This window comes from Streptomyces sp. NPDC018031, from assembly GCF_044327625.1.
Taxonomy (GTDB): domain Bacteria; phylum Actinomycetota; class Actinomycetes; order Streptomycetales; family Streptomycetaceae; genus Streptomyces.
In genome coordinates this window covers 361,815-375,963 of record NZ_JBIRFT010000002.1, presented here as the reverse complement: position 1 = coordinate 375,963, position 14,149 = coordinate 361,815, and the positions used below count along the sequence as shown (strand labels likewise).

13 protein-coding genes are annotated in these 14,149 nt (G+C 73.5%); 5 read left to right on the top strand and 8 right to left on the bottom strand.

What is annotated here, in order from left to right:
- The first annotated feature begins 132 nt into the window (after positions 1-132).
- Positions 133-285 carry a DUF6126 family protein gene (locus ACH4B3_RS07940; RefSeq protein ID WP_398461885.1) on the top strand — a complete coding sequence of 51 codons (153 nt, stop codon included), beginning with the start codon at positions 133-135 and terminating at the stop codon, positions 283-285.
- A gap of 105 nt (positions 286-390) precedes the next feature.
- Entirely contained in the window at positions 391-1,278 is an 888-nt protein-coding gene (locus ACH4B3_RS07935; protein WP_398461884.1) for a hypothetical protein, read from the top strand.
- An 88-nt stretch (positions 1,279-1,366) separates the two neighbouring features.
- Here the strand turns inward: ACH4B3_RS07935 and alc are convergent, their stop codons facing one another.
- Together alc and allB are read right to left on the bottom strand one after the other, a co-directional pair.
- Entirely contained in the window at positions 1,367-2,518 is a 1,152-nt protein-coding gene (gene alc / locus ACH4B3_RS07930; RefSeq protein ID WP_398461883.1) for an allantoicase, read from the bottom strand.
- A complete protein-coding gene (allB, locus tag ACH4B3_RS07925; protein WP_398461882.1) occupies positions 2,515-3,858 on the bottom strand; it encodes an allantoinase AllB in 1,344 nt (447 codons plus the stop codon). The genes alc and allB overlap by 4 nt, the downstream gene beginning before the upstream one ends.
- Positions 3,859-4,235: 377 nt before the next feature.
- Between allB and ACH4B3_RS07920 the strand changes: the two genes are divergently transcribed.
- Positions 4,236-5,024 carry an IclR family transcriptional regulator gene (locus ACH4B3_RS07920; RefSeq protein WP_398461881.1) on the top strand — a complete coding sequence of 263 codons (789 nt, stop codon included), beginning with the start codon at positions 4,236-4,238 and terminating at the stop codon, positions 5,022-5,024.
- A 397-nt stretch (positions 5,025-5,421) separates the two neighbouring features.
- Here ACH4B3_RS07920 and ACH4B3_RS07915 read toward each other — a convergent pair whose 3' ends face one another.
- The gene (locus tag ACH4B3_RS07915; RefSeq protein WP_398461880.1) at positions 5,422-5,805 is read right to left on the bottom strand and encodes a DUF5955 family protein; all 384 of its coding nucleotides are present in this window, start codon (positions 5,803-5,805) and stop codon (positions 5,422-5,424) included.
- Positions 5,806-6,009: 204 nt separating this feature from the next.
- On the opposite strand from ACH4B3_RS07915, the gene ACH4B3_RS07910 reads away from it, so the two are divergent.
- Complete coding sequence (locus ACH4B3_RS07910; protein WP_398461879.1) at positions 6,010-6,633, top strand: NTP transferase domain-containing protein; 624 nt, start codon at positions 6,010-6,012, stop codon at positions 6,631-6,633.
- Between the two features lie 226 nt (positions 6,634-6,859).
- Positions 6,860-8,485: a malate synthase A gene (gene aceB / locus ACH4B3_RS07905; RefSeq protein ID WP_398461878.1), complete on the top strand. Its 1,626-nt coding sequence runs from the start codon at positions 6,860-6,862 to the stop codon at positions 8,483-8,485.
- A 639-nt stretch (positions 8,486-9,124) separates the two neighbouring features.
- Here aceB and ACH4B3_RS07900 read toward each other — a convergent pair.
- The 5 genes from ACH4B3_RS07900 to uraD form a co-directional block, all read right to left on the bottom strand.
- Complete coding sequence (locus tag ACH4B3_RS07900) at positions 9,125-10,444, bottom strand: nucleobase:cation symporter-2 family protein (RefSeq protein ID WP_398462318.1); 1,320 nt, start codon at positions 10,442-10,444, stop codon at positions 9,125-9,127.
- 337 nt (positions 10,445-10,781) lie between these two features.
- Positions 10,782-12,161 carry an 8-oxoguanine deaminase gene (locus ACH4B3_RS07895; protein ID WP_398461877.1) on the bottom strand — a complete coding sequence of 460 codons (1,380 nt, stop codon included), beginning with the start codon at positions 12,159-12,161 and terminating at the stop codon, positions 10,782-10,784.
- 147 nt (positions 12,162-12,308) lie between these two features.
- Entirely contained in the window at positions 12,309-13,232 is a 924-nt protein-coding gene (gene pucL / locus ACH4B3_RS07890) for a factor-independent urate hydroxylase (RefSeq protein WP_398461876.1), read from the bottom strand.
- Between the two features lie 9 nt (positions 13,233-13,241).
- The gene (gene uraH / locus ACH4B3_RS07885; RefSeq protein WP_398461875.1) at positions 13,242-13,640 is read right to left on the bottom strand and encodes a hydroxyisourate hydrolase; all 399 of its coding nucleotides are present in this window, start codon (positions 13,638-13,640) and stop codon (positions 13,242-13,244) included.
- Positions 13,640-14,140: a 2-oxo-4-hydroxy-4-carboxy-5-ureidoimidazoline decarboxylase gene (gene uraD, locus ACH4B3_RS07880; protein WP_398461874.1), complete on the bottom strand. Its 501-nt coding sequence runs from the start codon at positions 14,138-14,140 to the stop codon at positions 13,640-13,642. The genes uraH and uraD overlap by 1 nt, the downstream gene beginning before the upstream one ends.
- Positions 14,141-14,149 lie beyond the last annotated feature (9 nt).

Here is a 14,149-nt window from a genome sequence, read left to right as displayed (position 1 = left end):
CCCGCGCGGGCCGCGCGCGGACCCGCCGGGCGCCCCGCACGACACCACCCCCGCCGCGGACCCGCACGACACCCCCGCCACGGGCCCGTACGACACCGGCCCCGGAACCCCGCCCACGACAGGAGGCACCCCATGAACGACGGCACCGACGCCGTGCGGCCCGCGGTGAACGAGGAGGACCGGACCCCCTGGGCCATCGCCTTCCGGATCTTCGTCTACCTGGTCGGCGTCCACGTCATCGCCGCCTTCCTCTTCCTGCTGTTCTACCTGGGCGGGGCGAAGTGACCCGGCCGCGCACGGGTGCAGCCGGATGACCGGGGGCGCCGCGGCCACTCCCCCGGGCCGCGGCGCCCTCGAACTCCCCGGTCCGCTCTGGCAGTCTGCTCATCCATGACCTCCACCTCCACTGCCACGCCCGCCGGAGCGGCGGCCTGCGCCCGCACCATGTGGACCCTGCTGGAGCCGGTCCACGCCGTCAGCTACTTCGCACCCGAGGCCCACGCCGCGTTCGAGGAGGCGGGGCTGCGCGGCTTCTGGCGCGGCTACTTCGCCGGCCGGGCGGCGCCGCTGGGCCCGGTCGGCCCGGAACCGGTGGTCGCCGCCTTCTTCGGCTTCGCGCCCGCCATGGTCGCCCGTGCGCTGCCCGCCGTGTGGCAGGTCACCGGACCGGCCCGCGCCGTGGAGATCCGGCGCGCCGGCGCCGGTGCCGCCCTGCGCCGGCTGCTCGCCGGCCACCAGGAGGAGGTCGTCCGGGCCGGCGACACACTGCTCGGCGTCATCGGCGGGCTGGACCTGGCCGGCCGGGTGCTGGGCGCGGCGAACGCCGCGCTGCCGGTGCCCCGGGACCCGCTGGACCGGCTGTGGCACGCCGCCACCGTGCTGCGGGAGCACCGCGGCGACGGCCATGTCGCCGCGCTGGTGGCCGCGGGCCTGGACGGCTGCGAGACGCTGGTGCTGCGCTCGGGCGTCGACCTGCCGCGCGGCGAGCTCCAGCCGTACCGGGGCTGGACGGACACCGAGTGGTCGGCCGCCCGGGACCGGCTGGCCGAGCGCGGGCTGCTGGACGCGGCCGGCGCGGCGACCGAGGAGGGCCGGCGGGTGCTGGGCTCGGTGGAGCGGGCGACCGACCGGGCGGCGGCCCGGCCGTGGCAGCGGCTGGGCACCGAGGAGTCGCGGCGGCTGGCCGTCCTGCTGGCGCCGCTCGCGCATGCCTGTGGCACGGCGCTCCGGTTCCCCAATCCGATCGGGTTGCCGAAGCCCGTGCCACAGGCGGGCTGACGGGCGCCACCGCGTCAGGCAGGCCACCGGGTCCCCGCGTGGTCGGGCCCGGTGGCCGTCCGCCAGCCGTTTCGGGGGCGGCGTGCCGTCAGCCGCCCAGTTCGGTGTGGCGCGCGGCGAGCCGCTTGGCGCCGTCCCCGGTCAGCGAGCCGTGCAGCCGCAGCCGGGCGATGCCTCCGTCGGGGAAGATGTCGATCCGTACGTGGGTGGCGGCGGGCGCCGAGTCCAGCAGGAAGCGGTGGACGGTGTCCGGCTGGAGCCGGGTGCGCGGCAGGATCTCCACCCAGCCGGTGGTGTGGTCGGCCGGGTCGGCCCCGGCGGTGGCGTCCAGCGCGTACAGCGCGGCCCAGCCGGCCGAGTTGCCCTTGAGGTATCCGGTGTCGATCTCCACGGCGCGTATCTCGGCGTGCTCGGTGAGCCGGTAGCGCACCCAGTCGTTGCCCTTGTCCCGGCGCCGGCGGGTCTCCCAGCCGTCGTCCATCTTCCGGGAGCGGCCGGGCTGGATGGTGTTGGTCGGCGGCGAGTAGAAGCGGTCGGAGGCGTCCTCGACCGCGCCGCCGTTCTCCAGCGCGGCGAGGTCGAAGGTGCCGAGCGCGGCGAGCCATTCGGGCGCCGGGGCGACTTCGCCGTACACCCGCAGCCGGGCGACGCCGCCGTCGGGGTGCTGCTTGAGCCGCAGGTGGGTGAAGCGCCGCTCGTCGTCGACCGCGAAGCCGTTGGCGGCGTGCCCGCCCACCGGGGTGCGGGGTACCAGGACGGTCCACTCGACGTCCTCGGCGAGCAGGTCCGCCGGGGACGGGGAGCCGGGCACGGACGCGGCCTCCACGCTGACCGCCTGCGGGTAGTTGCCGCGGAAGTGCGCGGTGTCGACCACGATGCCGCGGACCACGCCGGGCGCGCCCAGGCGGATCAGGGCCCAGTCGTGGTCGTCGTCGGTGGGGTGCGGGGTGTCGGCCCCGGTGCCGCGCCGCCGGCGGGTCTCCCAGCCGTCCATGATCTTGCCCTTGTGGCCGAACGCCTCCGGGTCGAAGTGGGCGGCCTCGGGCTTGAGGAGGTTCTCCCGCTCGGCGAAGAACTCGTCGTTGGCCGCGATGACGCCCGCGCCCAGCCGCCGGTCGGCGAGGTCGGCGAGGTGCTCGAAGGGGAACCCGGAGGGCCCGGGGGTGCGGTAGTCGGCGTAGGGGTCGCCGCCTCCGTACGGGCTGGCGTCTCCGGTGTAGGAAGGGATCGCGGCGGTCATACGGTGCGCTGCCTTTCGAGGAGTCGGCCGGTGGGTCCGGTGGGCGTGCCGTGGTCGGCGATCTTGTTTCCGCGCAGCCAGGTGGACCGCACTACGCCGTGCAGGGTCTTGCCCGCGTAGGCGGTGACCTGGTTGCGGTGGTGGAGTCCGGCGGGGTCGACGGTGAAGGTCTCGTCGGGTGCGAGCACCGCGAAGTCGGCGTCGCGGCCCGGCTCGATGGCGCCCTTGGAGTCGAGTCCGGCCAGGCCGGCCGGGGCGGTGGCCATCCAGCGGACCACGTCCTCCAGCCGGTGTCCGCGCCGCCGGGCGGCGGTCCAGACGGCGGGCAGGCCGAGTTGGAGGGAGGAGATGCCGCCCCACGCCTGACCGAAGTCCCCGACCTTGAGGTCGGGGGTGCAGGGCGAGTGGTCGGAGACCACGCAGTCGATCACCCCGTCGGCCAGGCCCTGCCACAGGACGTCCTGGTTGGCCGCCTCCCGGATGGGCGGGCAGCACTTGAACTCGGTGGCGCCGTCGGGGACTTCCTCGGCGGTCAGGGTGAGGAAGTGCGGGCAGGTCTCGACGGTGATCCGGACGCCGTCCCGGCGGGCGGCGGCGATCATCGGCAGGGCGTCACCGGAGGAGAGGTGGAGTACGTGCACCCGGGCGTCGAGTTCCCGGGCCAGCTCGATCAGCCCGGCGATGGCCCGGTCCTCGGCGGCCCGGGGGCGGGAGGCCAGGAAGGAGGTGTAGCGGGACCCGGTGGGCGCCGGGGCGGAGTCGATCAGGTGCGGGTCCTCGGCGTGCACGATCAGCAGGCCGTCGAAGCCGGCGATCTCGGCGAGCGCGTCCTTGAGCTCCGCCGGGGACAGCTGCGGGAACTCGTCCACGCCGGAGTGGAGCAGGAAGCACTTGAAGCCGAAGACCCCGGCCTCGTGCAGCGGCCGCAGGTGCGGGACGTTGCCCGGTATCGCCCCGCCCCAGAAGCCGACGTCGACATGGGCCTGGGCGCGGGCGACCGCCCGCTTGATCTCCAGCGCCTCGGTGGTGGTGGTCGGCGGGATGCTGTTGAGCGGCATGTCGACCACCGTGGTGACGCCGCCCGCCGCGGCGGCCCGGGTCGCGGAGGAGAAGCCCTCCCACTCGGTGCGGCCCGGGTCGTTGACGTGCACGTGGGTGTCGACGAGCCCCGGCAGCAGGACGTCGTCGCCGAAGTCCTCCAGCCGGGTTCCACCGGGAACCCCGGCCTCGTACGGCAGGACGGCGGCGATCTTCCCCCCGGCGACGGCGACGGACGCCGGCCGGGTGCCGTCCGGAGTGATCACGCGCGTCGAACGGAGCACCAGTTCCACGTCGGGCACCTCTCCCTCCCACTCTCTCGCCGCTGAGCGGAATCAGCCGCTCAACGTTTTGTTGAAGTTTTCATTCGCCTCCGGACGGCGTCAAGACCCTCAGGGGGCCCACCGCACCCCGGGGCGGGCCGCCGGAGGAGATTCGGAGGATTCCACAAAGTGAAAGGAAGTTTCCACACACCAGAATGGATCTATGGCCACTGGCCCGCCCGGCATGGTTCGTGCATCCCCCCGCCCTCCGCCCGTGAACAGCCCGTGACCGGCGATAACAGCATGTCCAAGCCGCTGTGTGGATCGCCGGGGCCGGGTAGGCTGCCGGTTGCCGAACGGCCTGCCGCACCCCGGTGCGCACCGCTCGGCCCCACCCGTCCCGAAAGGAACGTGACGTGCCGCCGTCCGCCGAGACCAAGACCGCCAGCAGCAACTCGGGTGGCGTCCAGTCGCTCGAGCGCGCCTTCGACCTCCTGGAGCGGATGGCCGACGCCGGGGGCGAGGTCGGGCTGAGCGAACTCTCCGGCAGCAGCGGGCTGCCGCTGCCCACCATCCACCGGCTGATGCGCACCCTGGTCGCCTGCGGATATGTACGCCAGCAGCCGAACCGGCGGTACGCGCTGGGCCCCCGGCTGATCCGGCTCGGCGAGGGCGCGTCCCGGCTGCTCGGCACCTGGGCCCGGCCCTATCTGGCGCGGCTGGTGGAGGCCACCGGCGAGACCGCGAACATGGCGCTGCTCGACGGCGACGAGGTGGTGTACGTCGCCCAGGTGCCCTCCCGGCACTCGATGCGGATGTTCACCGAGGTGGGCCGCCGGGTCCTGCCGCACTCCACCGGCGTGGGCAAGGCACTGCTGGCGTACACCCCCGCCGAGGAGGTGCGGGCCCTGCTCGGCCGCACCGGCATGCCCGCCGCCACCCCGCGGACCATCACCACGCCGGACGAGTTCCTGGCCGCCCTGGAGCTGGTGCGCGAGGCCGGTTACGCGGTCGACGACAACGAGCAGGAGATGGGCGTGCGCTGCCTGGCGGTGCCGGTGCCCGACTCCCCCACCTCCGCGGCCATCTCGATCTCCGGGCCCGCGGGCCGGGTCACCGAGGAGGCGACCGAGGAGATCGTGCCGGTCCTCAAGGAGGTGGCGGAGCAGTTGTCGGTCGCCCTCGCGGACACCAACTCCGGCTGAGCCGGACGGCCCGGGCGCGGGCCCTCCGGGTCCAGGCGCGGGCTCTCGGGTGCGGGTCGCGGGCTCCTGGGGCCAGGCGCGGGCACTCCCGCTTCGGGCCGCCCCGCGTCTGCGCCCTCCGGACGGGCCCGGACGCGGCGGGCCGCCCCGGGGCAGTCGCCACCGTCCCCCTCGCCGGGCGGCGTGTCCTGCCGTGGCACCGCACCGGGCACACCCCGGGTGGCGCCGGAAGCGGCGAACCGCACGGCAGCCGTCCCGCGGTACGGCACCCGGTGCCATCCCCGTTCGGCCCGCCGGTCCGGTGCCCCCCCGGCCGCCACGCCCACGCCGGTCCGGTGCCCTCCGACCGCCACGCCGGACCCGGCGCCACCCCGACCGCCCCGCCGGGTCCGGTGGCTCAGCCGACGCCGCGCACCGGGGGGACGGGCCCGAAGAGATCGACGGCGTGCCGCACCGAGGCCAGCGCGGCGGCCAGCGCGCTCACCGAGCCCAGCGCACCGGCGATGACCAGCAGCGAGCGGCGCAGCCGGGCCGGCTCGGGCAGCCCGGCGGCGGCCACCGCCGCCAGGGCGGCGAGCTCCTCCTCGGCCACCGGGCGTTCCGGCAAGTCGGCCGGATGGGTCGCGAGTTCACGGCGCAGCCGGGCAACGGCGCGCAGCAGCTCCCCGGCCCTGGGATCCTCGTCGGCGCCGATCACCCGCGTCCCGGCCGTGCCGGCGACGCCCTCCCTGACCGGGACCCCGGGCCGTCCCCCGAGCCCCGTAAGATCGTCGGACAACACTCGCCTCTCCCCCTCGCGCACCGTCGCACGAGTTCTCGCCCGTTCGGCATGACCTCCCGGCGCCCCCGAGGGGCGCGAGAGGTGCGGATCAGTTAACGACACTCTCCGCGTCCTCCGCCACACACAGGGCGAAATTGAGGGTTCATCTTTTACCTGGCGGTTGCCCGCGGCGCCCCCGGGCGCCGGATGCGGTATGCAATCGGCATGACGACGCACCCTCCTGACCCTCCGTCACCCGCCCCGGCACCGGTGGCGGGGCTGCTGCTGGCCGGCGGGGCCGGGCGGCGCCTGGGTGGACGGCCCAAGGCCCTGCTCACCCACCAGGGCCGGCCCCTGGTGGAACGCGCGGTGGCCGCCCTGCGCGCCGGCGGCTGCGACCCGGTCCAGGTGGTGCTGGGCGCCGCCGCGCCGGAGGTGCGCCGGCGGGCCGACCTGTCCGGGTGCCGGGTGGTGGAGAACCCGGAGTGGGAATCGGGGATGGGCTCTTCGCTGCGCGCCGGACTGACCGCCCTGTCGGCGACCGGGGCCGGGGCGGCGCTGGTGATGCTGGTGGACCAGCCGCGCGTGGGGGCGGAGGCGGTGGCCCGGCTGGTCGCCGCCCACCGGGACGGCGCACCGCTGGCGGCGGCCGCGTACGGCGCGGAACGCGGGAATCCGGTGCTGCTGGGGCGGCCGCTGTGGCCCGAGGTGATGGCGACCGCCACCGGCGACCGCGGCGCCCGGGACTTCCTGCGCGCCCACCGCGACCGGGTACGGCTGGTGGAGTGCTCCGACGTCGCGGCACCGGACGACATCGACACCCCGCCGGACCTCCGGTTGCTGGAGTGAACCGGCCGGGCGCACCCGGCCGCACGGGTGGCACTGCGCGCCATCCGCGCCCCGGTCCGCCGGAAGAAAATTATCTCGACATCAACAAACCATTGAACTTCCACCATGAGGAAATTATTCTCCACTGGTCAGCAGCGCCCTGAGCACCATTGAGCAACGGATGGCGCCCGGCGACCGCGCCCGATGAGCCGCGGCACCCCGTGCCATCCCAGAAGGAGTGACAGCCATGTCCGCACCAGCTCCGTCCCCACTGGCCATCGTCGACACCGAGCCGCTGGGGCGTCAGGGCGAGGTGCTGACCGACGAGGCCCTCGCCTTCCTCGCCGAGCTCCACCAGCGATTCACCCCCCGCCGTGACGAACTGCTCGCCCGCCGCGCCGAGCGCCGCGCCGAGATCGCCCGTACCAGCACCCTCGACTTCCTGCCGGAGACCGCGCACATCCGCGAGGACGACAGCTGGCGGGTTGCCCCGGCCCCGGCCGCGCTGAACGACCGCCGGGTGGAGATCACCGGACCCACCGACCGCAAGATGACGATCAACGCGCTCAACTCCGGTGCCCGGGTCTGGCTCGCCGACTTCGAGGACGCCTCCGCCCCGACCTGGCAGAACGTCATCCTCGGCCAGCTCAACCTGATCGACGCCTACGAGCGCCGGATCGACTTCACCAGCCCCCAGGGGAAGACCTACGCGCTGCGGCCCGCCGACGAGCTGGCCACCGTCGTGATGCGGCCGCGCGGCTGGCACCTGGAGGAGCGTCACATCCGGGCGGACGGGCGGGCGCTGCCCGGCGCCCTGGTCGACTTCGGCCTGTACTTCTTCCACAACGCCCGGCGCCTCGTCGAACTGGGCAAGGGCCCGTACTTCTACCTGCCCAAGACCGAGTCGCACCTCGAGGCGCGGCTGTGGAACGACATCTTCGTCTTCGCCCAGGACCGCCTCGGCATCCCGCAGGGCACGGTCCGCGCCACCGTCCTCATCGAGACCATCACCGCCGCCTACGAGATGGAGGAGATCCTCTACGAGCTGCGCGACCACGCCTCCGGGCTCAACGCCGGCCGCTGGGACTACCTGTTCTCGATCGTGAAGAACTTCCGCGACGGCGGGCGGAAGTTCGTGCTGCCGGACCGCAACGCGGTGACCATGACGGCCCCGTTCATGCGCGCCTACACCGAACTGCTGGTCCGCACCTGCCACAAGCGCGGCGCGCACGCCATCGGCGGCATGGCGGCGTTCATCCCCTCCCGCCGCGACGCCGAGGTCAACCGGGCCGCCTTCGCCAAGGTCAGGGCCGACAAGGACCGGGAGGCGGGCGACGGCTTCGACGGCTCCTGGGTCGCGCACCCGGACCTGGTGCCGATCGCCATGGCGTCCTTCGACGCCGTCCTCGGCACCAAGCCGAACCAGAAGGACCGGCTGCGCGAGGACGTCCATGTCACCGCGGCGGAGCTGACCGACATCGCCTCGCTGCACGCCGAGCCCACCTTCGAGGGGCTGCGCAACGCCGTCCAGGTCGGCATCCGCTACATCGAGGCCTGGCTGCGCGGCCTGGGCGCCGTGGCGATCTTCAACCTGATGGAGGACGCCGCCACCGCGGAGATCTCCCGCTCGCAGATCTGGCAGTGGATCAACGCGGGCGTGGAGGTGTCGCACGAGGGCCGGACCGTGCCGGTCACCGCCGAGCTGGCGCGCGCGGTGGCGGCCGAGGAACTCGCGGCCGTCCGCGAGGAGATCGGCGCCGAGGCGTTCGCCGCCGGCCGCTGGCAGGAGGCGCACGACCTGCTGCTGAAGGTCTCCCTGGACGAGGACTACGCGGACTTCCTCACCCTCCCCGCCTACGAACTGCTCGGCTGAGCCGGTCCGGCCGCAGGCCGGCCCGGTGGCCGAGGGCCCCCGGTGCCGCACGGACGCTGTCGCACCCGCGCAGCGCCCCGAGGTGCCGGGGGCCCGTCGTTTCCCGTCCCGGACCGCCGGAGACCGGCGGACGTCCGCGCCCTCCGCCCGCACCGGCGAGGGGCCCGGCCGCGCCGCCGGTGACCGCCGCGGGCCCGGGGCGCCGGTGTCCGGCCGGGCGGCGCGCCCGCGGGGCCCGGGCGCGCCGCCACGGGCCCGGGCCCGGGAGGCTCCGTCCCCTCCCCCGCCGGTGTCCTCGCCCGGCCCGCGGCGGCCGCCGGAAGAGGACTCGTCTCTCCGGGCCGGCCACCACCGGGGCGCCGGGAGAACGCGCCGGGGGTGTGCCGGCGACCCCGGGGAACCTGCCTACGTCTCCGAGCCGGCCCCCGCAGACACCGGAGCCGGCCCCGCAGGCGCCGGGGGCACCGGGAGGGCGGCGCCGGGCCCGCCACCGGGAGCGGCGCCGGCGGCGGGAACGACGCAGCCGCCCGGGCAGTGGGCCTGGGCGGCTGCGGGCACGCGGTGGGGTTCGACAGCTTCGGGCCGGACGGGGCCCTCGGTCACGGCGACTCGGGGATCGGAGGCGGCAGGGCGCCGGGTTCAGTGTGCCGCGGCGACCGGCTGCGGCACCGCTTCCTCCGGCGCCTCCCCCGCCGCCTTCCGCTTCCCCAGGTGGTTGAAGGCCACATTGAGCCCGACCGCCACCAGGCATCCGGTGCTGATGCCGGAGTCCAGCACCACCAGCAGGTCGTCGGGGAAGGAGTGGTAGAAGTCCGGCGCCGCGATCGGCACCAGCCCGACTCCGAGCGCCACCGCCACGATCAGGGCGTTGTCACCCTTCTCCAGCGCGGCCTCGGCCAGCGTCTGCACCCCGCTCGCGGCCACCGAGCCGAACAGCACGACACCGGCGCCGCCGAGCACCGGCAGCGGGACCAGCGAGATCAGCGAGGCGGCGACCGGGCAGAGCCCGAGCACGATGAGGATGACGCCGCCGGACGCCACCACGAACCGGCTGCGTACCTTGGTCATCGCCACCAGGCCGATGTTCTGCGCGAAGGCGCTGCACGCGAAGCCGTTGAACAGCGGGCTGACGGCGGTGCCCAGGGTGTCCGCGCGCAGCCCGCCCTCCAGGATCCGCTCGTCGGCGGGCCGCTCCACGATCCGGCCGAGCGCCAGCATGTCCGCGGTCGACTCGGTCATACAGACCAGCATGACCACGCACATCGAGATGATCGCGGCGACCTCGAACTGCGGTGCGCCGAAGTGGAAGGGCGTGGGGAAGCCGACCAGGTCCGCGTCCCGGATGGCGTCGGTGTTGGTGACCCCGAACGGGATGGCGATCAGCGCGCCGCCGATCAGGCCGAGCAGGATGGCTATCTGCTGGAGGAAGCCGCGCAGGACGCGGCGGAGCACCAGGACGAGGACGAGGGTGATGGCGGCCAGTGCCAGGTACTTGGAGTCGCCGTAGTCGTCGGCCGCGGCGTTGCCGCCCCGGGCCCAGTTGAAGGCGACCGGCAGCAGCGATATGCCGATGAGGGTGATCACGGTGCCGGTGACCAGCGGTGGGAAGAACCGCACCAGCTTGGAGAAATAGGGTGCCAGGACGAAGCCCAGCACGCCGGCGACGATGGTGGCGCCGAAGATCACCGGCAGGGCGTCGTTGTCCCCGGCGCCGTTGCCGATGGCGATCATCGGGGTGACGCCCGCGAAGGACACCCCGTTGACGAAGGGCAGCCGTGCGCCGATGCGCCAGAAGCCGATCGTCTGGAGCAGCGTGGCCAGGCCGGCCGTGAAGAGGCTGGCGCCCATGAGGAAGGCGGTCTCGGAGGCCGAGAGGCCGACCGCGGGGCCGATGATCATCGGCGGGGCGACCACGCCCGCGTACATGGCGGCCACATGCTGCAGGCCGCTGGTGAACATCTTGAGGGGAGGAAGAGTCTGATCGACCGGGTGCACGCCGATCCTCCTGTCGGTTTAACGCGCCGCTGTCGGGCGCGGGTTCAGGGAGGTGATGGGGCCATGGGGGGTGTGCTGAAGCTGCGGTGCGATGAGCGCGTGCGGGTGCGCGTACGGAAGAAGGGAGCCCGGTAGGGCTCCCCCCGTGAGGTCCGTCCGTGTCCGGGGACGTGAGTTACGGGCCCCCGCCCCCGGACACGGCGCCCGCGGACGAAGGGGTCCGCGGGCCCGGCCGGGAGCCGTCCCTCCCGGCCGAGTTCTGGTGTGCTGTTGTGGTGCGGTGCGCGCCGTGGCGCGGGGGTCAGCCCGCGGCGGCGGCGATCTGGGCGAGGCGCCGTGCCTGGTCCCGCGTGCTGCGGGCGATGGCGTCCTCGTCGGCCGTGGTGAGGCGTCCCGCCTCGACGACCGGCTTTCCGTTGACGAGCGAGAGGGTCACCGGTGCGGCGGCGCCGAAGACCAGCGCCGCGACCGGGTCGGCGATCGACGCGTGGCCGATGCCGTCGAGCTTCCAGAGCACCAGGTCGGCGAGCTTCCCTGCCTCCAGGGAGCCGATCTGGTCGGCGCGGCCGAGGACCCGGGCGCCGCCGTGGGTGCCCAGCCGCAGTGTCTGCCGGGCGTTAAGGGCCTTCTCCCGGTGGCCGCCGAGGCGGTTGACGAGCAGCGCGTTGCGCAGCTCGGTGTGGAGTTCGCCGGACTCGTTGGAGGCGGTGCCGTCCACCCCGAGGCCCACCGGGACGCCGGCGGCCAGCATGTCCGGGACCCGGGCGATGCCGGCCGCGAGCCGGGCGTTGGACGAGGGGCAGTGCGCGACGCCGGTCCCGGTGCGGGCGAAGGCGGCGATGTCGGAGTCGTTCATGTGGACGCAGTGCGCCATCCACACGTCCTCACCGAGCCAGCCGGTGGACTCGAAGTAGTCGGTCGGGCCCATGCCGAACAGCTCGTGGCAGAACTTCTCCTCCTCCACCGTCTCCGAGCCGTGGGTGTGCAGCCGTACGCCGAGCCGGCGGGCCAGCTCCGCGCCCTGGCGCATGAGTTCGGTGGAGACGGAGAACGGGGAGCAGGGTGCCACGGCGACCTGGGTCATCGCGTCGAAGGACGCGTCGTGGTGCCGCTTGACGGTGGCTTCGGTGGCGGCGAGCGCGCCGTCCAGGGTCTCCACCGCGAAGTCCGGCGGCAGTCCGCCGGCGGAGGCGCCGCGGTCCATCGAACCACGGGCCAGGGTGAACCGGACGCCCATGTCGGCGGCGGCCCGCACGAGGGTGCCGGACAGGTCGCCCGACCCCCGCGGGAACACGTAGTGGTGGTCCATGGCGGTGGTGACGCCGCCGCGGGCCATCATGGCGAGCGACCCCTGGGCCGCCGCGTGGACCATCTCCTCGTCGATCCGGGCCCAGGTGGGGTAGAGCGTGACCAGCCAGTCGAAGAGGTTGCAGTCCTGGGCCAGCCCCCGGGTGATCCACTGGTAGAAGTGGTGATGGGTGTTGATCAGGCCGGGGGTGGCCAGGTGGCCGGTGCCGTCGATCCGGCGGACGACGCCGTCCAGGGCGTCCGGCGCCGCGCCGGCGCCCACCGATTCGATGCGGTTGCCGGCGACGACGACATGGCCCGAGGCGTACTCGGTGTCGTCCGCGTCCACGGTGGCGATGGCGCAGTTCTCGATGACGATGCGCGAAGCTGCCATGGGTTCCTCGTTCTTTCCCTGTGGATGCGCGGCCCGGGGGTCGAGCGGGGTGACGACCGGGTCCGCGGTGCTGCTCGGTGCGCAGATGCCCCCGCTCTCCCCCTGGGAAAAGACGCCGGCGCGAGCGTCGGGGGTAGGGCGGTGGCCCTACAGGTTGGTCATGTCGACCGGGATCTGCGGCTCCACGCCGTCCCGCAGTACGGTCGCCTCGATGAGGCCGTACGGGCGGTCCGCCGCGAAGTAGACCTCGTTGTCGTTCTTGAGCCCGAACGGTTCGAGGTCGACCAGGAAGTGGTGCTTGTTCGGCAGCGAGAAGCGGATCTCGTCGATCTCACCGCGGCTGTTCAGGATGCGCGCGCCCATCTGGTACAGGGTCTGCTGCAGGGAGAGGGAGTAGGTCTCCGCGAAGGCCGCGAGCATGTGCTTCCTGGCCTGGGCGTAGGACCGGTCCCAGTTGGGCATCCGCTCGGCGTCGTCGGACCAGCCGTAGCGCCACTGGGCGGCGACCTGGGTGGCGAGTATGCGGTCGTACGCCTCCTGGAGAGTGGTGTACTTGTCCTTGACGTAGCCCCAGAACTCCGAGTTGGTGGAGTTCATCACCGTGAGGTCCTTCAGGCCGGAGATGACCTGCCAGGTCGAACCGTCGTAGGTGATCTGGGTGGTGCGGACCTCCTGGCCCTTGCGGACGAAGGAGTGCCGGACCTCGTCGGCGCCGATGAAGCGGGAGTTGCCCTCGGACGCCTCGATCCGCTCCCAGGCGTACTCCTCGATCCGGATGCGCGCCCGGTGGATCGGCTCCTGGCTGGTCACGAAGTGGCGGGCCAGGTGGATGCCGAACTGCTCCGCCGACTCGATGCCGTGCTCCTTGGCGAACGCGTACACCGTGTTCTTGGTGGTGTCGGTCGGCAGGACGTTGGCGTTGGAGCCGGAGTAGTGCACGTCGTCCATGTCGCCGGAGAGCGCCACGGATACGTTGAGGTCCTTGATGTGGTGCGTGTCGCCGTCCCGCGTGATCTTGACGACGCGGTTCTCTGCTTTGCCGTACTGGTTCTGGCCGAGAATCGTAGGCATGTCTGTCTGCTAGCTCCCTCGGTAAACGGAGTAGCCGAACGGGTTGAGCAGCAGCGGTACGTGGTAGTGCTCTCCCGCCGTGACGGCGAAGACGATCGCCACCTCGGGGAAGAACGCGCCGCTGTCCCTTACGCGGGGGGCGTCCTGCTGCGCCTCGGCTTGCTGGGTGGTGAAGTACGGCTCGGTCGTGAAGGTGAGCCGTACGTGGGTCGTGCCTTCCGGCAGGGCCGGGAGGTCCTTGCAGCGCCCGTCGGCGTCCGTCCGGCCGGCACCGTGGTCCTGCCAGGGGGCCTCGCCCCCGGCGCGGACCGACAGCTGCACGGCCACGTCTTCGGCCGGGCGGCCGATGCTGGTGTCCAGGATGTGGGTGGACACCGACGTGTGGGACACGGCGGACGGGTCCGTCATCACAGATCTCCTTCTACGAGCCGGGTCAGCCGGATACGGTTGATTTTTCCCAGTTCGGTCCGGACGATCTCGCGCTCGGTGTCCGTGTCGTTGCCGATCCGCTCCTTGAGCGCGGCGAGCATCTGGTCACCGGTGCGTCCGGTGGCGCAGATGAGGAAGACGTGCCCGTGCCGGTCCTGGTAGGCGAGGTTGAGTTCGAGCAGCTCCTCGCGCACCGAGTCCTGCACCCCGCTCTGCTCCCGCGCCGAGGTCGGGTCGCCCGGCTTGGGCCGGCCTATCGGCGGGTGGCCCGCCATCGCCTCGTCGAGGTCCGCGGGGGTGAGCGCCGCCATGGCGGCGTCACTCGCGGTGAACAGGGCTTCTGAGTCGGCGAAGGGGCGGCTGCCCGCCACCGCCGCGGCCCAGGCCCGGCTGCCGCACACCTCGTGCAGCACGGCGGCCGCTTCCGGCTCGTCGGCCGTGTTGAGCCGGGACAGGCCCGGCGATGCGCTGGAAGTCACACCGGCAAG

What these genes read in the sequence shown, in the direction of transcription:
- ACH4B3_RS07940 (WP_398461885.1), top strand. Translation starts at nt 133, where the DNA reads ATGAACGACGGCACCGACGCCGTGCGGCCCGCGGTGAACGAGGAGGAC.
- ACH4B3_RS07935 (WP_398461884.1), top strand. Translation starts at nt 391, where the DNA reads ATGACCTCCACCTCCACTGCCACGCCCGCCGGAGCGGCGGCCTGCGCC.
- alc (WP_398461883.1), bottom strand. Translation starts at nt 2,518, where the DNA reads ATGACCGCCGCGATCCCTTCCTACACCGGAGACGCCAGCCCGTACGGA.
- ACH4B3_RS07910 (WP_398461879.1), top strand. Translation starts at nt 6,010, where the DNA reads ATGACGACGCACCCTCCTGACCCTCCGTCACCCGCCCCGGCACCGGTG.
- aceB (WP_398461878.1), top strand. Translation starts at nt 6,860, where the DNA reads ATGTCCGCACCAGCTCCGTCCCCACTGGCCATCGTCGACACCGAGCCG.
- ACH4B3_RS07900 (WP_398462318.1), bottom strand. Translation starts at nt 10,444, where the DNA reads ATGTTCACCAGCGGCCTGCAGCATGTGGCCGCCATGTACGCGGGCGTG.
- ACH4B3_RS07895 (WP_398461877.1), bottom strand. Translation starts at nt 12,161, where the DNA reads ATGGCAGCTTCGCGCATCGTCATCGAGAACTGCGCCATCGCCACCGTG.
- pucL (WP_398461876.1), bottom strand. Translation starts at nt 13,232, where the DNA reads ATGCCTACGATTCTCGGCCAGAACCAGTACGGCAAAGCAGAGAACCGC.
- uraH (WP_398461875.1), bottom strand. Translation starts at nt 13,640, where the DNA reads ATGACGGACCCGTCCGCCGTGTCCCACACGTCGGTGTCCACCCACATC.